We start from the raw sequence: 22,821 nt of genomic DNA, 5'->3' as shown, positions 1-22,821 counted from the left end.
AAAGAGTCTCCTTGCGCACTTGTCAGCGTTTGGCGCGGATTCTGCGCTGGAATACCGGCTCCCAGTGTGTGTCCAGTGGTTCTGCGGCGCTCAGGCTGTAGTCGTCAGGGGGCGGTTCCAGCAGCGTGATGACTGGCCATGCGCCATGCTGGTTACCGGCTGTTTGTTTGTACACCAGTGTGCACAGAAACCCTTCGGTATAAAAGGCGCAGGCCTGCCAGTGATCGTCCGGTTGGTCACCGTAGAGCTCAAAATTCCTGCGCACTTCCAGAGTCTGCAGATTTTTGGCAATGCCCCGGCCAGTGGCTTTCAACCAGGCTTCTTTCAGTGTCCACACCCGGAGAAAGGTGTGGGGGTCGTCTTCCTTGAACAGCCATTCCTGCTCAACGGGGGAGAACCAGCGTTTGACCACCTTTTTCCATTGTGGATGGCGCCTGCTGGGCTCAATGTCTATTCCCAGCGCAGAACCATATTCAGTAGCGCAGGCGGAGAGGCCATGGCTATGGCTCAGGGAGAGGTGCCAGCCCGCCGGGCAGGCGGAAGTCGTTGGACGCCCCTCCACCGGGCAGCACAGGTCAGGTGTTATAGAGCCTGCTTTGCTCAAAGCCTGGCGTATCAGCCAGCGGCTGGTGAGGAACTCTGCCGCGCGGGTGCCGCGGAGCGCGGAAAATTTCTCGCGCTCATGAGCCGTTAGCCAGTCAGGTGCAACGTCCGGCAAGTGTCCGGTCTGATGGCAAAGCTTGATGGTCGGCTTCTGCCGGGTGCCGGCGAAATCAGGGCTGGAGTCGTTGGATGAGCCAGTCATCGTCTTCCCTTACGTATTCAAACCGGTCATGGAGGCGGCTTGGACGGCCCTGCCAGAATTCGATGCGCTCAGGCACAACGCGGTAGCCACCCCAGAAGCCGGGCAATGGCACTTCACCTTCGCTGAACTTGCGCTTCATTTCTGCCACTTTCTGCTCCAAAAGTCCCCGTGAGGTGATAGCCTTACTCTGCTCGGATACCCAGGCGCCTATCTGGCTACCCCTTGGGCGCGAGGCGAAGTATTTCAGCGATTCGGTTTTGCTGACCTTCTCGACCCGGCCCTGAATACGCACCTGCCGGTTCAGGCCAATCCAGGGGAACAGCAGGGCGGCCCTTGGGTTTTCAGCAATCTCATGGGCTTTACGGCTTTCGTAATTGGTATAGAACACGAAACCACGCTGATCAAAGTACTTCAGCAGCACCGTGCGCAAATCGGGCATGTTGTTGGCACCGGTGGTGGCAAGTGACATGGCGTTGGGCTCGAGAATACCGGCTTCGCGGGCGTCACCAAACCAGGTTCCGAATTGCCTGATCGGGTCGTCGCTCAGTGCGTCGCGATCCATCCCTTCACTTTCAAAGTCGCGACGCATATCGCCGATGTCCATAAACGCCTGCCTCGTTTGTTAAAAACCAGAAAATCGTGTCAGGTAGTGTCAGAAAAATACGATCACAAGGTGCGATCGAGAAGCCTCGATACGAACGCTCAGGATATAGAGTTCAGTTTCACCTGTCAGCGGTTGCTGAACAGTGGCTGACAAACCGCTGCTGGGCCGACTATCCTTATGTAAAGGCTCTTTATCCAGCCATCGACACCCTAAAGGAGAAATTCGTGGCCCAACGCCGTCAGAGCAGTCACTTGCGCAGAAATCTGGTTATCGGCGCGCTCGTACTCTTCGTGTTATACAGTTTGGCGGGTTTTCTGGTGCTGCCCTGGTGGCTAAAGCGTACGTTGCCTGATCAGATGGAGCAACACATGGGGTGGCAGGCGGGTGTTGGTGACATCCGCAGCAACCCGTTTACGCTTGGTGTGGAAGCTCTGAACCTGTCTGCGCAGGACAGCGACAATGAAAAAGTGGTGGGTTTTGATCGCCTGTATATTAATCTGAGCTTCTTTGAGCTGATTCAAGGCGTTGTCGGGTTTGAGGCCATTGAACTTGAAGAGCCGTTCATCCGTCTGGATCTGCTGGAAGACTACAGCGTGAACTTCGCCCGGGACTTTCAGGCTGCCAGTGCAAGGGAAGGTGGCAAACCGACCGAGCCCGGGGAAGATCAGGCGCCGCCCTCATTGTATTTTCAGCAGTTCACGATAAGCGGAGGCGAACTGTTGTTCAGGGATTTCACTCAGCCGGAAATGGCGGAATTCCGGATTACGCCCCTGGATCTCACTCTGAGCGATCTTGCCACATGGCAACGGGATGATCGCAGCAGCGATTATCATCTACAGGCAGCCTTGGGTAACCAGACCATCGAATGGCAGGGAAATCTCAGCATTACACCGCTCTATTCAAGCGGAAATCTGGCCATTTCAGGCGTTGATCACAAGACACTCGGGCATTTCCTCGCCCCCTATTTTCCCTATGATTTGCGCGGTGGAAAAGTAACGGTACGTTCAGACTATGAGCTGCAGGCCGCCAACATTCTGTACCTGTCTACCAGCAACGGTCGATTGTCAGTGGAAGATCTGGCCTTTGCTCCGGATAAGCAGAGTGATCAGCCCCGATTAACCACCGCATCCATTGCCATCGACGACATTGGATTTGATCTCAATGCCCGTGAAGCCCGCGTTGGGCAGATTATTCTGGAGCAGCCCGACATCATGCTGGCGCGCAACAAAGCCGGAGAAATCGACTGGGTTGCCGCGCTTGACGCCTTTGCGAAAAATGGTAGGAAGACAGAAGCAGACACTGAAGAGCCTGCCCCTGCCCCTGCAGCAGCTAAGGAGCCTTTCCGCTGGTCTCTGGCGGGTATCAAGGTTTCCGGAGGGCGGGTGCTCTGGCAGGATCAGCAACCTGCATCGACCGCAGAGCTTTCACTGGATCAACTTTCGTTTTCTACCGCTGGCATCAACAGCGAGATGGAAGATCCGATTTCGTATCAGCTGGAGACAGCCCTGGCCAGCGGCGGCAAGCTCTCCCTCAACGGTCAGTTGACACCTCAGCCCTTTACGCTGGAGGCTGCCATCTCCGGATCCGATATACTGCTGGCGGCGTTTGAACCCTATTTGCAGGAGTTGGCCAACCTCGCGGTTGCGGGGGGCACATTGGGACTGGATGGAAACCTGGATCTGGACGGCCAGCAGGAGCCCTTAACCGGAACCTTCAGTGGCACCGCAGAAGTTTCCGGGCTGAGCCTTCAATTGCCGGGCAGCAACGAGCGTCTGATTTCATGGCAAACGCTGCGCCTGGCACCGATTGAGTACAACGTGCACCCGGCCAGGCTGGAAATTGGCACGGTTACTCTTGCCCAGCCAGCCATCAATCTGGTTCGCAACGCCAACAGTATTCATAACGTTGAAAAAATTGTCCGGCAGTCCGAGGCTGCTGGTACCTCTACATCACCACAACAGGACACGGGTGAAGACGCGCCGTTTATCTTCCGTATCGGCCAACTGATGATTGAGAAGGGCGCGCTCGATTACACCGACCGTACATTAGACCCGGTTTTTACAACCTCACTCGACCAGCTCAATGGTTCGGTTATCGGTCTCAGTAATGTATCGCCGCAACAAGGCAAAGTGTCCCTGAAAGGGCAAGTGGGTGGCAGCGCGAGCGTGGAAGTTGACGGCACAATTGGCACCCTGGGAACGGAAGAAACCAGCAACCTGAAGCTGACCCTGAAAGACTTCTCGTTGCCCGCACTTTCGCCCTACCTGGGCCGGTATCTGGGTTATGGTATCGACAGCGGTAAGTTGGGACTGGATCTTGACTATAAAGTTACCGGCAGCCAGATAAATGCATCGAACAGGGTGGTTATGGATCGTCTCGGCCTGGGGCAGGCCATTGCCAGCAAAGACGCCGTTAATGCGCCGGTGAAGCTTGGGCTGGCGCTGCTCAGGGACAGCAATGGTGTTATTGAGGTGAACATGCCGATCAGCGGCGATTTGGACAGTCCGGATTTCAGGGTTGGTCAGGTGATCATGCGAACGTTTGTGAATTTGCTGGCCAAGGCGGCCACATCACCGTTCAGTGTGCTTGGCTCAATCGCCGACCTTGCCGGCCTGAGTGGTGAAGAGCTGGGCCAGCTGAGCTTCGAACCGGGTACAGCCAGGCTAGCCCCGGGCGAGGCGGAGAAGCTTGCTGTTCTGGCGGACGCACTACTGGATCGCCCGGATCTGTTGCTGAACATTCGCGGAGGTGTTTCTCCTTCCGCTGACGGTCTGGTGCTTCTGCGGAATGAGCTTGCCGCCGGGAGCGGCGAGCTTTCCGAGCAGGATTGGGAAGAGGCTCGTAAGGCCTATCTTTCCGGGGAGCGGTCACTGGCGCCTGAGGTTCTGAATAATCTTGCCAGGGCGCGGGGTGCTTCGATGCAGGAAATACTGCGGGACACCCACAATGTGCCGGCGAGCCAGCTATTCATGCTCGACCCTTCACGTAACGCGGAGGTGTCGGGCGATGGCAAGGTTATTATCGGGTTTACGCTGGATGTACGTTGAGGCGTCTATGGGTTTCACAACGATGGTTATAGGGAAGAATTCACGTGTCACAGGCCGGTAGTCATTTTTTTGCTTACGTTTCCCGCCTGCGCTGGATCAAGCGTTGGGGGTTGATGCGCAATGCCATTGAAGAAAACGTAGCAACCCACTCCTGGGAAGTGGCCACTCTGGCCCACGCACTGGCGTTGATCCGCAACCGGCACTTCGGCGGGCGGGTGAACGCCGATAAAATCGCGGCTGCGGCGCTTTACCATGACGCTACTGAAGTGATCACCGGCGATATGCCCACCCCTGTGAAGTACCACTCCAAGGTTATGCGGGAGGCTTTCGGTGATATTGAACACAAAGCGGAGGCTGAGTTACTGGCACTGTTACCGGAAGATCTGCGTGAGGAATTTTCCCCTTATCTCCGGGAGTCCCAATTGCCGGCGGAGGATCGTGAACTGATCAAGGCGGCGGATCGTCTATCGGCCTGGTTGAAGTGTCAGGCTGAGGTGCGTGCGGGTAACCGCGAGTTTGAGCCAGCCGAGAAGCAGATTCGGCAGAGGCTTGAACAAGAGGGGTTGCCGGAAGTGACTTACTTTATGGAAGTGTTTGCGCCCAGCTATGAAGAGCCGCTGGACAACCTGCTGGGCTAAGCCCGGCAGGTTGTCCATGCGTTTGTGAGGATCAGGCGTTGCTGGCACCGCCCACCAGGCCACCGCGCAGGCCATCCCTCTGCAGCGACTGGCGCACCACGTCGTCCGGGCTGCCGGCCAGTTCCCGGAACATGCCCATAGAGCCCAGCAGAGCAGAAGACTCGTAGGGTACAAACACCCGCTCGCCGTCTTTTGCCATGTTCGGCAGTACCTTGATGTAGCTTTGCCCCAGCAGATAGCCGATAACCGTCTGCTTGTTGTCTTCGGAATCACCGATGGCACTCAGCACCAGGCGAATGGATTCCTGTTCACCCTGGGCGCGCAGAATAGCGGATTCCTTGTCGCCCTGGGCGTTGAGAATGGCGGATTCGCGCTGGCCCTGTGCCTTGGCAATCGCCGCAGTCTTTTCACCCTCGGCTTCGGTTACGGTGGCTCGGCGCTTGCGCTCTGCAGCCATCTGCAAACGCATGGCATCTTCCACTTCTTCCGGCATGCTGATGTCCTGAACTTCCACCCGGGTCAGTTTCACACCCCATTTTGAAGCAGGTTCTTCCATTTCGGCCTGAATGGCGTTGTTCACCTCGGCGCGGGATTCAAACAGTTTGTCCAGTTCCATCTTGCCCACTACCGAGCGCAGCGTGGTTTTGGCCAGTACTTCTACCGCCTGGCTCATATTGGCTACTTCGTAAACGGCACGGCGCGGATCGATAATCTGGTAGTACAGGGCGCCGTTGATGGACACCGTAACGTTGTCGGTGGTCACCACCGGCTGCCCCGGGAAGTCCATCACGGTTTCGCGGCGGTCAATGCGGGTTTCATCGGTCATCATGGCCTGATAGTCCGAACCGGCGCGTAAATAGCGGATCATGGTGATGGGGCGGGGTCGTTCGATAAAAGGAATGATGATGTTAACGCCGCTTTCCAGAACGCGGTTAAACGAACCCAGGCGCTCAATGACCATAACTTCCGACTGCCGGATGATTACCAGCCCCTTGGCAATGATAAAGATACCGATGACGACAACAATCAGGCTGATGATTAGCCCCGGTGTAATATAGGGTTCCATGCTTACAGTTCCTTGTGTGTGGCTGTTTGGACAATGGCCGTTGTGCCATCAAATTGCTTGAATATAACGTCAGTTCCCTCAGGGAAATCGGTGGCGCCGGTATTGTCGTCTCTCAGGCGGTAAAAGTCGCCGTTGATCTTGATGCCCGTAGCGCCATCGAAATCCCTCTTGAGGGTACGATAGCGCTCGCCCTGCTCGACGCCTGTGCCAGTAGTGCCGTAGGCCACGCCTTTGGGGGAAAACCGCGGGCGGATCGAGCGGATAGCGATGGGCACCAGCAGGCCCGAGAACACGCCCATGCCGACCAGCTGCCATTCGAACGACAGACCAATGAAGGCCAGCACTGCCGTCAGGGCAGCGGCGATAGCCAGTGCCAGCAGCAGAAATATGCCGTATGCCAACTCAGCCAAGCCCAAAGCGAGGGTCAGAATCAGCCAAAAATGCGTGAGACTCCATTCCATACAGAAAATCCGCAGGTTCAGGGTTTAGGAAATCCGCGAGATCGAGCTCCCGGATGATGGATTGTACCCAAAAGCCAAGGCTGAGTCCGAATGGCCCACCAGGCGTCGTGCAAGACAGAAATTTGTAGCCCTATGCGGATCAGGGGCAATTGTCAGAGCGTTTCCCGACAAGAATCTGTATACCTGATTGCTGTAACGGGAGTGCATTGTGAGGCGGGCAGACGAGATACTGGCCTGCCAGCTTAATTCCGGTATTCTTGCGGTAGAAGTGCTGATTCTGCAAGGAGCCATTTCACCCTATGTGCGAACTACTGGCCATGAGTGCCAATACACCCACCGACCTCTGCTTCAGCTTCACCGGGCTGACCCGCAGAGGCGGCGACACCGGCCCCCACAAGGATGGCTGGGGTGTGGCTTTTTACGAGGGTAAGGGCGTGCGGGCCTTCCACGATGTGGACGCCAGCGCCAACTCACGGCTTGCTGAAGTGGTTCAGACTCACCCTATCAAAAGCGAAGTGGCGATCTGCCATATTCGCCAAGCCAATGTGGGTGAAATCTGCCTGGCCAATACCCATCCGTTTATGCGTGAGCTCTGGGGCCGCTACTGGGTGTTCGCCCATAACGGCCAGCTTTCCGAGTTTCAGTCGTCGCCAGGGTTTTACGAGCCTGTTGGCGGCACAGACAGTGAGGCGCTGTTCTGCGATATCCTTAATCACCTGCGTAGCCAATGTGATCGTAATGACTCGGTCGAGGCTATTACAAAGCGTTTGGTTCAGCTCTCGAAAGCGTATGCCGGTCAGGGTGTGTTCAACCTGTTGTTGAGCAACGGCGACTGGTTGTTCACCTACTGCACCACCAAGATGGCCAGCATCACCCGCCGCGCGCCTTTTCGCCCTGCAAGGCTGAAAGATGCCGACGTTATTGTGGATTTTGAGTCTGAAACCACGCCAGGCGATATCGTGAGCGTAATCGTAACCGAGCCACTGACCAGCGATGAAGAATGGGACGTCTACCAGCCCGGTGAGTGGCGGTTATGGCGTAAAGGGGTTGTGGAATTAAGAGGATAGCCCCATATACAATTTTGAATTCCATTGTCGCCGGAAGCGTTTATGATTGATCGACCGGATACGCACAGCAAGTTGTTTGGTTATCTGCTCTGGATTTTCGGGTTTTTGGGTGCCCATCGTTTTTATTACGGCAAGCCGATCACCGGAACCATCTGGTTCTTTACATTCGGTCTGTTTTTTATCGGCTGGATTATCGACCTGTTTCTCATTCCTTCCATGGACGAGCAAGCAGACAGCCGGTTCCGTGAAGGTGAGGTTAACTACAACATTGGCTGGTTGCTGCTCACCTTCACCGGCGTTTTCGGGTTACACCGGCTGTATATGGGCAAGTGGATCAGCGGGATTATCTACCTGCTGACCGGGGGTCTGTTTTTGCTCGGCGTGCTTTACGATTTCTGGACATTGAACGACCAGATTTCAGAGCGTAACCGCCAGGTAAAGTTTAACTGACAGCGCCCTCCTCCAGCTCCACCAGGCCATCCTCCAGGTAATCCAGCATCCGCTGCAGGCTCGGTAGCGTGCGGCGGCAGCCAATCAGCCCGAATTCTATCTGATCCTTGTAGCTGGTCAGGGTCATATTCAGGCCCAGCCGATCCATGGCGATGGACACGGGGTACATACCCTCCAGTTTGGCGCCGTTCCAGTAACAGGTTTCCTTCGGCCCGGGCACGTTGGATATCACCACGTTGAATGTCTGCCACTTTGGAGCGACGCCAGTCAGCAGATGAAACGCCGCTGGCGCCAGGGTCAGTGCGGTGTAGTTGACGATTTCTTCCGGCGACATGTGAGCGTAGCGGTCTTTCCCTTCCTGCATGCTTTGATGAATCTTCCGCAGTCGCGTGCCGGCGTGGCTTTCATCCGTATACAGGTTGGCCAGGATAACGCCCACCTGATTGCCCTCGGTCTGGCTGCCTTCCGTTTTATCGCCGGTCGACTTCTCATATTTACGTAGCGATACGGGGACCATCGCGATCAATGGCTTCTCCGGCAGCGCATCCTGATTCATGAGGTAGGTGCGCAAAGCACTGGCGCACATCGCTGTGACCACATCGTTTACGGTGGTGCCATACGTATGACAAACTGCTTTTATCCGCTTCAGACAATACGACTGGGCCGCAAAGCGCCGGGAACCGGTAATTTTCTGGTTCAGAATGCTGCGTGGCGCATGAAAAATGGAGTTGTAGACCGGGTCTTTGCGAGCGGTGTTTATGGTGCGCAACAACTCCCGCGCGACGGTTGGCATGGTACCCAGTTGTTTTCCCGATTCCTCCAGCAAATGACTGATACTGCGCCATAGCGAAGAGCTGCGATTATCATCCCGCCGTGGTCGTGCCAATAGGTCCCAGATGGGAGGCATATTGCGCTTTGAGGGATCCGTGGACAGCATTCTCTGAAACATTCGCATGGCAGAAACGCCATCCATCAGAGAGTGGTGCACCTTGGTGTAAACCGCAAACTGCCTGTCGCCCAAACCTTCGATAAGATGAAACTCCCACAACGGCCGTTCACGATCCATAAGATGTGAGTGCTCCGCAGAGACAAAACCAAGCAGCTCCCGGATACGGCCCGGAGTAGGCAGAGCTTCAAAACGGAAGTGATGTTCCAGATCCAGGTGTTTGTCGTGTACCCAAACCGGTTGTGCTAACCGGCTATCGAGACGCCGGTTGAAAGGCTCCGTCACCTCGGTATCGTTACGAAGCTGTTCAGCAAGCCGGGCCACATAGTCGTCAGGTGCATCGTCGGGAAACGAAAAAATCTGCAGCCCGCCCACGTGCATGGGTTGCTGGCGTTTCTCCAGCCAGAGGAAAAGCTGATCGGTGGGGCTCAGAGGCTTCACGGGCGGCATCCTTTTTATTGGCGTTTTCGTGATATTACCTCAGGTTGTCCGGGAGTGGTTGACCTCTGGTGGATGCCGGCCCGTCAAATTGCCCTGATTTAGCTTCTTGCCCGGTCAGGCAGCCACGGCTTCCCGTTGCTTATCGGCGGTTTCCAAAACGATCCGGTTACCATCCAGGAGAACGGCGTAGGTTTTGACCCTGACCGAGTTGTCTTCCAGACAGACACCGGTTTTCAGATTGAAGTGTTGTTTATAGAGCGGCGAGGCTACGATGGGCTCTCCTTTAAGGTCCCCCGTGATACCGCGCGCCAGAACATTAGCGCCGCTGAACGGATCGGTGTGGCTGATGGCAAAGAGCGCCGGCAACCGGTGTGGCAGATAAAACACCGCCACAGGTCCATCTTCCGTCCAGACAGCAATACCGGATTCCGGCACCAGATCGTCAACAGTACAAACCGTGTTCCAACAAGTACGAGCTTTCATCTGTGTTCTCCTTGAATTTTTAACTTTCGATAACCAAAGGCTCTGTGAGCGAGGGGTGCGGGGGTGCTTTTCCGCCGGGAAAAAATGTCTGAGCGCAGCGAGTTGTTTTTCCCGGCGGAAAAGCACCCCCGTGCCCCTTGCGCCGCCCCAAAAACAGGAAGGCTACGCAGGTTCCAGAACAGGCCGCCTCTGCCCCCGTTCAGTCGTCCACTGCTGCACCGGATCCGTCTGTTCCGGCAAATTCACAAACTCCCGGAACCGCTTACGCTTCTCGGGATCTTCCACCGCCGTTTTCCACTCACACTGGTAAGTATCTGCAATACCGTTCATGTGCTCCTCCAGCTCCGCACAAATGCCCAGACTGTCCTCAAGAATCACCTTCTTCAGGTAATCCAGACCACCCTCCAGGTTCTCCATCCACACACTTGTGCGTTGCAGCCGGTCGGCCGTGCGCACATAGAACATCACCACCCGGTCGATGGTGCGAATCAGCTCCTCATCAGACAGATCAGTCGCAAACAGATCGGCGTGGCGCGGACGCATGCCACCATTACCGCAAACGTAGAGGTTCCAGCCATTTTCGGTAGCGATCACCCCGAAATCCTTGCTCTGAGCTTCGGCACACTCCCGGGTGCAGCCAGACACCGCCATCTTGACCTTGTGCGGCGCCCGTAGGCCCTTGTAGCGATTCTCCAAGTGGATCGCCATGCCCACGCTGTCCTGCACGCCATAGCGGCACCAGGTGCTGCCAACGCAGGACTTCACCGTGCGCAGGGACTTACCGTAGGCGTGACCGGTCTCGAAACCCGCTGCAATGAGCTTCTCCCAGATCTCCGGCAGCTCGCTCAGAGTGGCTCCGAACAGATCAACCCGCTGGCCGCCCGTGATCTTGGTATACAGGTCGTACTCTTTGGCCACCTCGCCCAGCACAATCAGTTTGTCGGGCGTGATCTCACCACCGGGAATGCGTGGCACAATGGAATAGGTGCCGTTTTTCTGCATGTTGGCCATGAAGGTGTCGTTGGTGTCCTGCAGTGGCACGTGATCGGTGGCCAGGATGTGTTCGTTCCAGCAGGTCGCCAGAATCGAGCCGACCACCGGCTTGCAGATGTCACAGCCCTGACCCTTGCCGTGCTGGCTGATCAGGGTGCGGAAGGTGCGGATGCCGTTAACCTTCACCAGATGGAACAGGTCTTGCCGGCTGTAGGGGAAGTGCTCACACAGGTCTTTGCTGACCGCCACACCACGCTTTTCCAGTTCATTGTCGACCACGTTCTTGAGCAGGGCAGTGCAGCCACCGCAACCGGTGCTGGCCTTGGTCTCGGCCTTGACGTCGCCAAGATCGCTGCAGCCGGCGTCAATAGCGCAGCAAATATCGCCCTTGGTGACGTTGTGACATGAACAGATCGACGCGGTTTCCGGCAGGGCGTCCGGGCCCAGGGCCGGAGCGCCACCCTGGCCCTCCGGCAGGATCAGGGTTTCCGGGTTGTCTGGCAGGGCTATGCCGTTCAGCGCGTATTGCAGCAGGGTGTCGTAATGGCTGTTATCGCCCACAAGAATGGCACCCAGCAGCGTCTTGCCATCTGCGCTGATCACCATGCGGCGATAATGGCCAGCCTGTTCATCGTTAAAGCGTATGTTGCGGGCGCCGGGTGTCTGGCCGTGGGCATCGCCAATGGAGCCGACATCTACACCCAGCAGTTTCAGCTTGGTGCTCATGTCGGCGCCAGTAAAGGCCGCATCGCGATCGCTGTTCAGAACCGAAGCCAGGGTGCGAGCCATGGTATAGCCGGGGGCGACCAGCCCAAAAATCCTCTGGTCCCAGAGTGCGCACTCGCCAATGGCATGGATATGCGGGTCTGAGGTGGTGCACTGGTCATTGACGACAATGCCGCCACGTTCACCCACCTCCAGACCACTGGCTCGCGCGAGTGCGTCTTGCGGGCGAATACCGGCAGAAAATACGATCAGATCGGTTTCCAGATGGCTGTCATCACTGAAGTTCATGCGCAGCCGGGCATTTTCGCCTTCCACGATGTCGGTGGTGGCTTTCTCGGTGTGCACCTGAACACCCAGCTCTTCGATCTTGTGACGCAACAGCGCACCGCCGTCGGTATCCAGCTGCACCGGCATCAGGCGGGGCGCGAATTCCACCACATGCGCCTGCAGGCCGAGACTCCTCAATGCGTTGGCAGCTTCCAGACCTAGCAGCCCGCCACCAACCACCACTCCGGATTTACCGTCCTGGGCGCTGGCGCGAATGGCATCGAGATCGTCCAGGGTTCGGTACACGAAGCAATGCGCGTGCTCGCGACCCTCAATTGGCGGTACGAACGGAAAGGAACCGGTGGCCAGTACCAGCTCGTCGTAGCCGTATTCGCCTTTTGGAGTGGTAACGATGCGCTGGTCACGGTCCAGCGCAGTGACCGGCTCATTCAGCTGCAGTTTAATACCCTGCCCGGTGTACCAGTCTGCGGTGCCCATAGCGAGGTCTGCGTGGGTGGAGCCAGTGAAATATTCCGACAAATGTACCCGGTCATAGGCCAGCTGTTTTTCCTCCCCGAAGACGAGTATCTCGTACTCAGTGGCCCCGGGGCTGGCGACGAATTGCTCCAGGAAGTGATGGCCAACCATGCCGTTGCCAATCACGATCAGGGTTTTCTTGCTCATGGTGGTGTCCTCTCTCAGGGGCAGCGGTTCAAGCCGCCGCCTTACAAAACGGTTTGCCAAAGGGCAGCTGGGCCCGGAACAGGTCGATGTCGGCGTTGCCGGCAATCAGCTCCTGGTACCAAGGGCCCTGGCTGGTATTGCCTACCAGGATGGCGCCGACCAGGCGGTTGTCACGAACCAGCAAGTGGCTGTAGCTGCCGGTTGCAAAGTCCTGCCAGACCAGGGATTCGGTGTGTTCATCGGGTGCCTGCTGGCCACAGGAAAAAACGGGTATGCCGCTGATTTTCAGGCGGGTTGCGGTGACAGATGGTTGGTATGCGGCGCCCTCGGTTGACCCTGCAAGCACGGATGCCAGGATTTTCGCTTGCTGATAGCCCGGCTCCACAAGTCCGAAGGTTTCGTCGTTGAACTCACAGCATTCGCCAAGGGCAAATATGTCCGGTGCGCTGGTTTGCAGTTGCGCGTTGACTTGAATGCCCCGGCCGCAGGCCAACCCGGCGTTTTGTGCCAATTCGCGGTTGGGCGTGATACCGGTGGCGATAATGACCAGATCGGTGCAGATCAGGGTCTGGTCATTCAGCTGGATGGCGCGAACACTGTCCCGCCCCAATAATTGGAGTGGCGAGGTCGACGTCATAACGTTGATGCCGCGGGCCGTCAGAGCGTCGGACAGAAGTTTGCCGCTGTCCGGATCCAGCTGTCGGTTCAGGAGGTGGCTACTTCGGTGCAGAACGGTGACAGCCATGCCCCGTCGCAGCAGCCCTTCGGCCGCTTCAAGCCCCAGAAAGCCACCGCCGACCACGACGGCCCGTTGCCGACTCTGGCTCAGTTCAATCAGGGTGCGGGTGTCATTGAGATCCCGAAAGTGCATGACGCCGTTCAGCTCTTCCCCGGGGATCCCGAGGGGGGCGGGGCTGGCCCCGGTTGCAATAACCAGCGCGTCATACCTGTAAACCCGGCCAGTGCTTGTGGTTACGGTGTGTTTGTCGGGAGCGATAGCCCGAACCGCTTCTCCGTGATGAACCCGAATGCCGTGACGGGCAAACCAGGCGTCCGGTTTCAGGGGCAGGCTTTCCTCGTCGGCGTCTCCGCTGAGCAGGGCTGAAAGCTGAATCCGGTTGTATGCCGCAGAGGTCTCGCCATTGAACACAATGATATTCCGGTAGGGTATTGAAGCCTTGCTCACCAACTCTTCAAGGAATCGCTGAGCCACCATTCCGTGGCCACAGACAATCAATGTGGGTTCCATTTTCCGGATCATCTCTGTACCTCTGCCCCGTTTAAAACCAAAAAAAAGCCGGAGCACCTCATCCCCTGAGGGAGTCGATGATCCGGCGCCAATGCCAATAACAGTGTTCTGGTGATTCGACCGAATCCTTGGCCGGGATAATCATCCATGAATTGTATAAAGCGATGTTCGTGCCAATTTTAAAAGACATTTAAAATCAATCGCTTGTATTTATTGTAATGAGTGGGTCGCTAATAAATGCGGCTTTTTCGCCCTTTGCCGGAGCAGGTTGCACGACTTTGATGCTTTTTTTGCTGGCGCGGTAATTGCTCCAGACTCCTGTAACGCGACAGTGGTCGCAGGCCCGGAGCCTTGATATGAATACCAGTAGACGTCGACACAACCCTGTCCAGCCCTCGGCTGAGGCGTACCTGATCGCATCGCGACGGTGCGAGCTTATGAACCTCCAGTATTTTTTGCAGATGGGGAAGCTGGTACAGAGCATCAGCAATCTCGTGCACGGGCTGCAGCGGGAACGCGGAGCGTCCACCATTTTTCTGGGATCGGATGGTGAAAAGTTTGGCCAGGAGCGAAAAACAATGGTCGCGGAATCGGAGTGTTTGTATATCGTTTTCAAGCGGGCACTGGCTGAGATCCATAAAGAGCTGACGACACACCCTGTCAGCAGCCACTTGCTGGCTCATATTGCCAGCGCCCTTCATGGGCTGGAGAGCCTGCCGGCGCTGCGGGTGCGGGTGAAAGCCCGGTCACTGTCGGTGCCAGAGACAACCGAGTCCTACAGCATGCTCATTCACCGACTGATTGTCGTGGTTTTCGAGGCAGCGGATACCGCAGTAGATCCTTCTCTTGCGCGTTTGCTGGTGGCTATGGTGCATCTGATGAATGGCAAGGAGTTCTGTGGTCAGGAGCGTGCAACAGGCTCCGCCGGGTTTTCCAAAGGGCGCTTTGATATCGCACTGAGTCAGCGCATGACGCACCTTGTTGAAGCGCAGGAACGGTGTTTTGAGGTGTTTCTCGGGTTTGCAGACGAACAAAGCTGCGGGCTTTTGCAGAGTTTCCTTGCTCATGAGCGCGAAAAGGAAGTTGAGCGCCTGCGGCGGTTCGGATGCTCCATTGGCCGATACAAACCTCTGGACCCGGAACTTGCTGATCACTGGTTTGCGCTAATGAGCGAGCGTATGGATGAGCTCAAAAAGGTAGAAGAATCGGTGGAAAACAGTTTTCATGGGCGCTGCGCCGAGCGCTATGCAGACGCACGGAGCTCACTGGCACATCATGAGATACTGATTGCAGCACTTGATCAGCCAGAAAATCCTGTGCCGTCCATGTTGGTACTCTGTGAGCCAGGCAGTAGTGGGCAGACCCAATCAGGTGAAGTCTGGAACAGCGACGGTATTGGTCAGCAATTTGGACGGTCGATTTTTGACCTGGTGCAGGAGCAGTCACGTCGGCTTCAACAGATGAGCGAGGATTTGCAGAGTGCCAAGGAAGCTCTGGAAGAGAGGAAAATCCAGGAAAAAGCGGTCTTGTTGCTGATGCGTCACCGCAAAATTGACAATGATGAAGCTCATCGGGTTTTGCGAAGGCTGGCGATGGATCAGGGTAAAAAGCTGCCCGAGATTGCTCGGGCATTGGTGTCGATGGCAGATGTGCTGAAGTAATCGACCTGTTCAGGCCTTCGCCGCCAGAGCGGTGTCTTTTTTCATGCTTGCGTCAGTAGCCTGATTATTCCGGCGCGGCGCGATGCTTTCCAGCTTACGTTGCTTCTCATAGAGAAACTTCAGAACCTCCTGTCGGTAATGCACGTAGGTGGGATCATCCGCCAGAGTGACTCGGTTACGGGGCCTTTCCAGGTCGATGTAAAGATCTTCTCCGACGGCGGCAGCGGGGCCGTTGGTCATCATGATGATACGGTCAGACAGCAGCACCGCTTCGTCCACATCATGGGTAATCATGATCACCGTGTTTTTCAGGTCCTGCTGAATGTCCATCAGTGAATCCTGCAGGTGGGCCCGGGTCAGTGCATCCAGTGCGCCAAAAGGCTCGTCCATCAGCAACACGCTGGGCTTCATCGCCAGTGCCCGGGCAATGCCAACCCTCTGTGCCATACCACCTGAAATCTCACCCGGCCGTTTGTTGGCGGCGTGTGCCATGTTCACCAGTTCCAGGTTGTGGTGAACCCAGTCCCGGCGCTCCTGTTTTGCCATGGATTTTCGGAATACCTGCTGCACCGCTAATTCGACGTTCTCGTAAACCGTCAGCCAGGGCATCAGGGCGTGGTTCTGGAACACTACCGCGCGTTCCGGACCTGGAGAGTTGATCTCGCGGCCGTCCAGGATGCAGCCACCTTTAGTGGCTTGTAGCAGGCCAGCGACGATGCTCAGGACCGTGGACTTGCCGCAGCCGGAGTGGCCAATCAGGGAGACAAACTCACCCTTTTTGATTTTCAGGTTGATGTTGTCCAGTGCGACGAAGGGACCTTTGGGCGTATCAAAGGCCATTTCCACGCCGGTCAGTTCCAAATGGGATTTAGTCATGATTGTCTCCGTTATTCATTCCAGGCAATTTTCTTCTGGATCATCAGCATGATGCGATCCAGCAGGAAGCCGATAAAACCGATGGCCAGCACCGCTGCCATGATCCGGCTCAAGGACTGGCTGCTGCCGTTCTGGAACTCATCCCAGACAAACTTGCCAAGTCCGGGGCTCTGCGCCAGCATTTCGGCCGCAATCAGCACCATCCAGGCAATGCCCAGCGAGACCCGAAGCCCGGTGAATATCATCGGTACGGATGATGGCAGCACTACTTTTCTCACATGGGTCCAGAACGACAGCTGCAGAACCCGGGATACGTTCAGCAGATCGGGGTTCACTGCGGCTACGCCGACGCCGGTGTTAATCAGGGTAGGCCACAGGCTGCAAAGGGTGACGGTGATCATCGAGGTCAGGAACGACTTCTCGAACATCGGGTCGTCACTGACGTAGGTGGCGGATACCACCATGGTGACCAGGGGGAGCCAGGCCAAGGGTGAGACGGGTTTGAAAATCTGGATCAGTGGATTGACCGCCGCCTGAAGATAGTGGTTCAGACCCAGCACGATGCCCAGTGGTACGGCGATCGCCGTAGCAAGCAGGAAGCCGGCCATTACGGTAATCAGGCTGGTGACAACCTGATCCAGAAACGTCGGGGCGCCGGGATAGCCCCGGATCTTGACCTCAGCGCCCGGATTGTCGGCCAGAATGCGGGCGTTCCGCTCCTCCTGCATGGTCACGAACTTGTCCGCCCGCTCCCGCTGGTTAACGTGTTCCTGCCAGAGCTGCCCACTTTGCTCCCAGACCTGTGCCGGGCCCGGAAAGGTGCCCAGCGAGGTGTTCACCTGGGGGGCGGCCAGATGCCAAAAGCCGAGGAAAATCAGAATGCCGACCATTGGCAGCAAAAGCTGCTTGCCGGTCTGGGCCAGTTCGGCGCCAGTGAGTCGGTCTGTCAGTACTTTGAGCCAGCTGACGACTCCGGTTCCGGAACTTGAATTGGTTAGCGTACTCATGTCGTTCTCCTGGGTGCTGCCGATTACGGTGTGTCGGCGCCTTTCAGGCCAATATCAAAACTGTCGATATAGGCGTTGGGCTGGTGTGGCGTGAAGGCGACGCCGTCAATCAGCTCACCCTGATGCGGGCGGGTAAAATTTTCCTGGCTGAAGTCGGGGAAATCCTCGGCCTTCATCAAACCATCGTCGACCAGGGACTTGGCAGCCTTGGCGTAGATGTCTCCGCGGTATACCTGTGCGGCTGTTTTCATATACCAGTCGTCCGGTTTGGCCTCGGGGATCTGACCCCAGCGACGCATCTGCGAGAGATACCAGATGGCATCGGACGGGTACGGATAAGTAGCGTAATGGCGGAAGAAGACGTTGAAATCTGGCACTTCCCGGACATCGCCTTTTTCGTACTCGAAAGTGCCTGTCATGGAATTGGCAATGACTTCGGCATCTGCGCCCACATAGCTCGGGCGAGCGAGGATCTCGACAGCCTCTTCCCGGTTGGCGTTGTTGTTCTCATCAAGCCAGTAGGCGGCGCGGATCAGGGCGCGCAGCAGGTGCAAGTGGGTGTTGGGGTTTTCCTCGGCCCAGGATTGACTGACGCCGAACACCTTTTCCGGGTTGTTGGGCCAGATCTCATAATCGGTGATCACCGGAACGCCTATACCCTTGAACACGGCCTGCTGGTTCCAGGGCTCGCCCACGCAGTAGCCCTGAATGGTGCCAGCTTCCAGAGTGGCGGGCATTTGCGGCGGTGGTGTGACAGACAGATGAACGTCCGCTTCCAGGGTGCCGCTGGTGTCACCACGCTGAGGCGCGTAATAGCCCGGATGCAGGCCGCCTGCCGCCAGCCAGTAGCGCAGTTCGTAGTTGTGAGTGGATACCGGGAACACCATGCCCATGCGAAAGCGCTCGCCCTTTGCGCGGGATTGCTCCACCACCGGTTTCAGGGCGCTGGCGCTGATTGGATGCACCGGCTTGCCGTCCTGCTCCGGAATGCGCTGGCTCATGGTCTCCCAGACATCATTGGAGACGGTGATGCCGTTGCCGTTCAGATCCATGCTGAACGCGGTAATGATATCGGCCTGTGTGCCATAACCAATGGAGGCACCCAAGGGCTGGCCCGCCAGCATGTGGGCGCCGTCCAGCTCGCCGGTGATGACCCGGTTCAGCAGGACTTTCCAATTGGCCTGGGCTTCCAGCTCAACAAACAGGCCTTCGTCCATAAAGAAGCCACGTTCCCAGGCGACGGCCAGCGGCGCCATGTCTGTCAGTTTGATGAAGCCAAGTTTCAGGTCCGGCTTCTCTGGCGCTCCAATCTCTGCCTGGGCCATGCTGGCGCTGGTTATCAGGGAGACCGCAGCGGCCAGTCCAGCCACATGATGGAATGTTCCGGTGATGATGTTCAGGGGCGTCTTCATGAATCCTTACCTCGTGACATTCTTTCAGGCAAAAAAACGCCCGCCCTCCGTTGTCGGAAGGCAGGCGCCTATGCCTGTTTAATCTGAGTGGTCTCGAATGTTCAAGTCAGACGGTTGCACAGCCTGTGCCAGTGATAAAAAAATGTTATAAAACAACACGTAAGGGGGAAGGCTCAGTTTCATAGGGCGTTTTTGACAGATCTTGTCGGCTTGCTTTGGTGCAGGTTGGCGACTTTTTGCACCATTGTGAAACGAATGGCCCACATCTGGTTAAGCCTGTCATCGGTTAATCATTGGGTGGCGGGTGCTATACGTCGCGTTTACAGGCCATTCCCAAGGCTTTGGAGCTGCGCTGGCCCTGTTATTGCAGCTTGCTCTGGGTATCAACTGAACAGCCATCAAATACAGGTAAAGAGGACGTAGCGTGGATTCCAAGGTCAAACCGGTAGCCGGCACTCAGACCACTTGCCCTTATTGTGGTGTGGGTTGTGGTGTGACGGCCACGCCTTCCGAAGTAACCGGCGATGAGCGCCACCCGGCCAATCAGGGGCGGCTGTGTGTGAAAGGCTCGGCGTTGCATGAAACCCTGGTACCCAGCGGAAGGCTGTTAAAGCCCCGGATCGCTGGTGAGGACCGAAGCTGGCCAGAGGCCCTTGCTGCGGTGTCCAGCGCTATTCGTGATGCGGTCGCTCAGTACGGCCCGGGGTCGGTGGCCTTTTACCTGTCGGGTCAGTTGCTGACAGAGGATTATTTCGTCGCCAACAAACTCGCCAAAGGTTTTATTGGTACACCCCACGTGGACACCAACTCTCGCCTGTGTATGTCTGCGGCGGTGGCCGCCCACAAACGGGCGTTTGGCGAGGATTGTGTTCCCGGGTGTTATGAAGACCTGGAGCTCGCGGATCTTCTGGTGCTGGCGGGCAGCAACGCCGCCTGGGCCCACCCTGTTCTCTACCAGCGTATGCAGGCTTCGCAACGGGCCGGTCGCCGGGTGGTGGTCATTGATCCCCGCCGAACCGCCACCGCAGAGCTTGCGGATCTGCACCTTAAACTGAAACCGGGTACTGACACGGTTCTGTTCAATGGTTTGCTGGTGTGGTTGACGCAACACGAAGCGACAGATCGGAGTTACATTGCGGAACACTGCAGCGGTTTTGCGGAAACGCTGGTTTGTGCACAAGAGGTTGCGCCGTCGGTGACGTCGGTTGCGGCCCAATGCGATCTTGACGAGGATGACGTCGAGAGGTTTTACCGCTGGTACGCCGACACCCCCCGGACTGTGACAGCTTTTTCCCAGGGGATTAATCAGGCGGTAACCGGCACCGACAAGTGCAACACCATTATCAACTGCCATCTGGCCACGGGGCGTGTGGGCCAGCCGGGCGCCAGCCCTTTCTCGCTGACCGGTCAGCCCAATGCCATGGGTGGGCGGGAAGTCGGGGGCCTGGCTAATACCCTGGCCGCTCATATGGAATACGATACTGCGGGTGCCCGCGAACGGCTGGCCGGATTCTGGGGCACAGATCGCCTTCCGGAAGCGCCCGGGCTGAAGGCCGTTGATCTGTTTGATGCCGTGCACCGCGGTGACATCAAGGTGCTCTGGATTATGGGTACCAATCCTGCGGTTAGCCTGCCGGATTCGGCGCGGGTTTGTGAGGCGCTGGCGGGTTGCCCCACGGTGATCGTATCTGACTGCATGGCGAATACGGATACCACCGCTTTTGCCGATATTTTGCTGCCGGCGGCCGGCTGGGGCGAAAAAGACGGCACCGTCACCAATTCGGAACGCTGCATTTCCCGCCAGCGATCCTTCCTGCCTTTGCCCACGGAGGTTTGGCCGGACTGGCGGATACTGACTTCGGTGGCGTGCGAGCTTGGGTATGCCAAGGCCTTCCGGTTTCAGAGCCCTGTGGAGATTTTCCGGGAACACGCGGCGCTCTCAGCCCTCGCTTGCAGGGCCAGTAATGGCCGTCAGGTGTTTGATATCGGAGCACTGGGCCAACTGACAGAGGCTCGGTATAACCAACTGGAACCGATCCAATGGCCCGTCACTCTGGATGAGGCCGGTGTTGTAACCGGCATGCCTCGGCTGTTCTCTGACGGGCGTTTTGCCACGGATGACGGACGGGCCCGGTTGGTGCCCATACCTGCTGGGCTGCCTCGCCAGATCGTGACCTCTCGTTACCCACTCGTGGTCAATACCGGCCGGATTCGTGATCAATGGCACACCATGACACGGACGGCACTGGTCTCGCGGCTTCTGACACACCGCCAGGAGCCCTTCGTTGAGATTCACCCGGACGATGCGCACCACCTTGGTGTCTGCGAAGGGGCGTTGTGCCAGCTTACCGGCCCCGGGCCTGAGCCATTTATTGGTCGTGCCCGCATCACATCGGATCAACGACCTGGTGAGGTGTTTATACCGATTCACTGGAGTGGACGTTTTGCTTCACAAAGCGTGGCAACGAACCTGATCGCCGCTGTAACGGATCCGATTTCAGGGCAGCCGGAAAGCAAGCACGGTGTTGCCAGCCTTCGCCGACTTGCCTGCAGATGGCAAGCCCGGCTGATGCGGCGCAGTGCAAGCGACGAACTCCCGGGGCTGACAGGGTTGTGTGACTATTGGTGCCGCCAGCCACTGGCTCATAGTGATAGCTGGTGGCTGGCAGGCAGCCAGACCATGGACTGGGAGAGTGAAGGGAGTATCTGGTTGGCGGGAGAGCCACAGCTGGTCATGGCCGATTCGGCGCAAGGGCGATTCCGGGCGGCCCGAGTGGTTGATGGCCGGCTGGAAGCCGTTCTTTTGGTCGATAGTGATGTTGGTCTGTTGCCGGATCTGGCTTGGCTGGATGAGTGTTTTGCGGCTGACCGGCTGAGCCCGGATCAGCGACAGTGTTTGCTTGCGGGGCGATCTGTTGACACAGAAGAGATCGGAGCGCTGGTGTGTAGCTGCTTTCAGGTGGGGGATCGTCAAATCATCAACGCCATCCGTGGCGGACAGAAGACAGTGGAGGCACTGGGAAAAATCCTGAAATGTGGCACCAACTGTGGCTCCTGCGTTCCTGAACTTCGTGAGCTGTTGCAGGATGAGCTTTTAGAAACCGGGTAGGCAGTGTCTTGAATTATGTGTCAGCGCACCCTGCGCAGCATCGATATGGGGACGCGGTAACGCCGACCCCGGAATTTCCCCGTCCCGTCGACGGTGCACGTTTTCCGGTTAACCCGGACGATCTCCCCGTGAAACTCCCGAGTGCCGGAGCCGAACGCGACGGCATCCTCTACTTGCCAGGGCGCCGGCTGGAGTGCCGGGTCAGGGAGCTGGAAAGGCTCACTGGACAACGATATATGCAGTTCACCGGCCTGCTTCGCCAGTGCCTCCCGAGCCGCGTCTGCACGACCACTTTCATGCAACCCATCAAGAATGGTGTAGAAGTGCCGGTTGTGAACCGAGCCGCGATATCTCTTGCCGGCACTGTGTTGTAACAAGTGTGCGAATTCGTGACAGCAGGTGTGCGCCAACAGGTTAAGCGTGCTCAACTCACCGTCGAAATAACCGTGCTTGTGGATTTCCCGGGCTGAGAGCCAGCCACTGGCCGTATCAGGCTGATGTTTGGCCTGAATCATGCGAAGGCCGTAGGTAATCTGGTGCTGTTGGTACTGCGGTTCAAAACGATGATAAGTCGCCTGCCCGGAGCCCACCCGACACACCAGAGTGCTGCCAGATGCCCGTTGCCGGACCCAGCCTGCGGCGGGTTGCCAGAGAATCTGTTCGGTAACGGTGCACATCAGTTCGCCGAGCTTGCGGGCTTGAGATTTCGGATCGCTCATATCAATTGAAGGGCTACACGCCTCATGGTATGGGTAATAGATTTCAACAAGAATAACGTTCGAATAGCGTGTTTGCTATGGCTCACCCGTTCAATGTTGTTTAGAGTCTC

Annotated in this window: 18 protein-coding genes; 6 read left to right on the top strand and 12 right to left on the bottom strand. The window is 57.1% G+C overall.

Translation table 11 applies throughout. The annotated features are described in order from the left end of the window. Positions 1–22 precede the first annotated feature (22 nt). Both ACN0V1_RS02185 and pdxH read right to left on the bottom strand, forming a co-directional pair. A complete protein-coding gene (locus ACN0V1_RS02185) occupies positions 23–805 on the bottom strand; it encodes a 4'-phosphopantetheinyl transferase family protein (RefSeq protein ID WP_417543408.1) in 783 nt (260 codons plus the stop codon). Then, positions 774–1,409, bottom strand: a complete 636-nt coding sequence (gene pdxH, locus ACN0V1_RS02180) for a pyridoxamine 5'-phosphate oxidase (RefSeq protein WP_417543407.1) — start codon at positions 1,407–1,409, stop codon at positions 774–776. The genes ACN0V1_RS02185 and pdxH overlap by 32 nt, the downstream gene beginning before the upstream one ends. Before the next feature lie 224 nt (positions 1,410–1,633). Between pdxH and ACN0V1_RS02175 the strand changes: the two genes are divergently transcribed. Both ACN0V1_RS02175 and yfbR read left to right on the top strand, forming a co-directional pair. Continuing rightward, positions 1,634–4,456: a DUF748 domain-containing protein gene (locus ACN0V1_RS02175; RefSeq protein WP_417543406.1), complete on the top strand. Its 2,823-nt coding sequence runs from the start codon at positions 1,634–1,636 to the stop codon at positions 4,454–4,456. 44 nt (positions 4,457–4,500) lie between these two features. Beyond that, a complete protein-coding gene (gene yfbR / locus ACN0V1_RS02170; protein WP_417543405.1) occupies positions 4,501–5,094 on the top strand; it encodes a 5'-deoxynucleotidase in 594 nt (197 codons plus the stop codon). Between the two features lie 31 nt (positions 5,095–5,125). On the opposite strand, the gene ACN0V1_RS02165 is transcribed toward yfbR, so the two are convergent. Continuing rightward, positions 5,126–6,160: an SPFH domain-containing protein gene (locus ACN0V1_RS02165; RefSeq protein WP_417543404.1), complete on the bottom strand. Its 1,035-nt coding sequence runs from the start codon at positions 6,158–6,160 to the stop codon at positions 5,126–5,128. A 2-nt stretch (positions 6,161–6,162) separates the two neighbouring features. Then, positions 6,163–6,621 (bottom strand): NfeD family protein, encoded by a 459-nt coding sequence (locus ACN0V1_RS02160; RefSeq protein WP_417543403.1) that lies wholly within the window; start codon positions 6,619–6,621, stop codon positions 6,163–6,165. A 299-nt stretch (positions 6,622–6,920) separates the two neighbouring features. Between ACN0V1_RS02160 and ACN0V1_RS02155 the strand changes: the two genes are divergently transcribed. After that, on the top strand, positions 6,921–7,688 hold the full coding sequence (locus ACN0V1_RS02155; RefSeq protein ID WP_417543402.1) for a class II glutamine amidotransferase: 768 nt from the start codon (positions 6,921–6,923) through the stop codon (positions 7,686–7,688). 42 nt (positions 7,689–7,730) lie between these two features. Further along, on the top strand, positions 7,731–8,138 hold the full coding sequence (locus tag ACN0V1_RS02150) for an NINE protein (RefSeq protein WP_417543401.1): 408 nt from the start codon (positions 7,731–7,733) through the stop codon (positions 8,136–8,138). Here the strand turns inward: ACN0V1_RS02150 and ACN0V1_RS02145 are convergent. The 4 genes from ACN0V1_RS02145 to ACN0V1_RS02130 all read right to left on the bottom strand — a co-directional run bounded on the left by ACN0V1_RS02145 (position 8,131) and on the right by ACN0V1_RS02130 (position 13,927). After that, a complete protein-coding gene (locus ACN0V1_RS02145) occupies positions 8,131–9,525 on the bottom strand; it encodes a WS/DGAT/MGAT family O-acyltransferase (protein ID WP_417543400.1) in 1,395 nt (464 codons plus the stop codon). The two genes, ACN0V1_RS02150 and ACN0V1_RS02145, sit on opposite strands and share 8 nt — an antisense overlap. 114 nt (positions 9,526–9,639) lie before the next feature. Beyond that, positions 9,640–10,008 carry a nitrite reductase small subunit NirD gene (gene nirD, locus ACN0V1_RS02140; protein WP_417543399.1) on the bottom strand — a complete coding sequence of 123 codons (369 nt, stop codon included), beginning with the start codon at positions 10,006–10,008 and terminating at the stop codon, positions 9,640–9,642. Between the two features lie 162 nt (positions 10,009–10,170). Beyond that, positions 10,171–12,678, bottom strand: a complete 2,508-nt coding sequence (gene nirB, locus ACN0V1_RS02135; RefSeq protein ID WP_417543398.1) for a nitrite reductase large subunit NirB — start codon at positions 12,676–12,678, stop codon at positions 10,171–10,173. 28 nt (positions 12,679–12,706) lie between these two features. Beyond that, entirely contained in the window at positions 12,707–13,927 is a 1,221-nt protein-coding gene (locus ACN0V1_RS02130; protein WP_417543397.1) for an NAD(P)/FAD-dependent oxidoreductase, read from the bottom strand. 356 nt (positions 13,928–14,283) lie between these two features. Here ACN0V1_RS02130 and ACN0V1_RS02125 point away from each other — a divergent pair, with 356 nt between their 5' ends. Further along, entirely contained in the window at positions 14,284–15,588 is a 1,305-nt protein-coding gene (locus ACN0V1_RS02125; RefSeq protein ID WP_339783082.1) for a nitrate- and nitrite sensing domain-containing protein, read from the top strand. A gap of 9 nt (positions 15,589–15,597) precedes the next feature. On the opposite strand, the gene ACN0V1_RS02120 is transcribed toward ACN0V1_RS02125, so the two are convergent. Genes ACN0V1_RS02120 through ACN0V1_RS02110 form a run of 3 tightly spaced genes read right to left on the bottom strand, consistent with a single transcriptional unit; the run spans position 15,598 to position 18,796 of the window. Then, complete coding sequence (locus tag ACN0V1_RS02120; protein WP_417543396.1) at positions 15,598–16,464, bottom strand: ABC transporter ATP-binding protein; 867 nt, start codon at positions 16,462–16,464, stop codon at positions 15,598–15,600. An 11-nt stretch (positions 16,465–16,475) separates the two neighbouring features. Continuing rightward, positions 16,476–17,471, bottom strand: a complete 996-nt coding sequence (locus tag ACN0V1_RS02115; protein ID WP_417543395.1) for an ABC transporter permease — start codon at positions 17,469–17,471, stop codon at positions 16,476–16,478. 23 nt (positions 17,472–17,494) lie between these two features. Further along, a complete protein-coding gene (locus tag ACN0V1_RS02110; protein ID WP_417543639.1) occupies positions 17,495–18,796 on the bottom strand; it encodes a CmpA/NrtA family ABC transporter substrate-binding protein in 1,302 nt (433 codons plus the stop codon). Between the two features lie 511 nt (positions 18,797–19,307). Between ACN0V1_RS02110 and ACN0V1_RS02105 the strand changes: the two genes are divergently transcribed. After that, on the top strand, positions 19,308–21,992 hold the full coding sequence (locus tag ACN0V1_RS02105; RefSeq protein WP_417543394.1) for a molybdopterin-dependent oxidoreductase: 2,685 nt from the start codon (positions 19,308–19,310) through the stop codon (positions 21,990–21,992). Between the two features lie 20 nt (positions 21,993–22,012). Here the strand turns inward: ACN0V1_RS02105 and ACN0V1_RS02100 are convergent, their stop codons facing one another. Next, complete coding sequence (locus ACN0V1_RS02100) at positions 22,013–22,711, bottom strand: hypothetical protein (protein WP_417543393.1); 699 nt, start codon at positions 22,709–22,711, stop codon at positions 22,013–22,015. Between the last annotated feature and the right edge of the window lie 110 nt (positions 22,712–22,821).

The sequence above is a fragment of the Marinobacter sp. genome (assembly GCF_048266785.1).
In the GTDB taxonomy this organism is placed as follows: Bacteria; Pseudomonadota; Gammaproteobacteria; order Pseudomonadales; family Oleiphilaceae; genus Marinobacter.
This window is presented reverse-complemented; position numbering and strand designations above follow the sequence as displayed.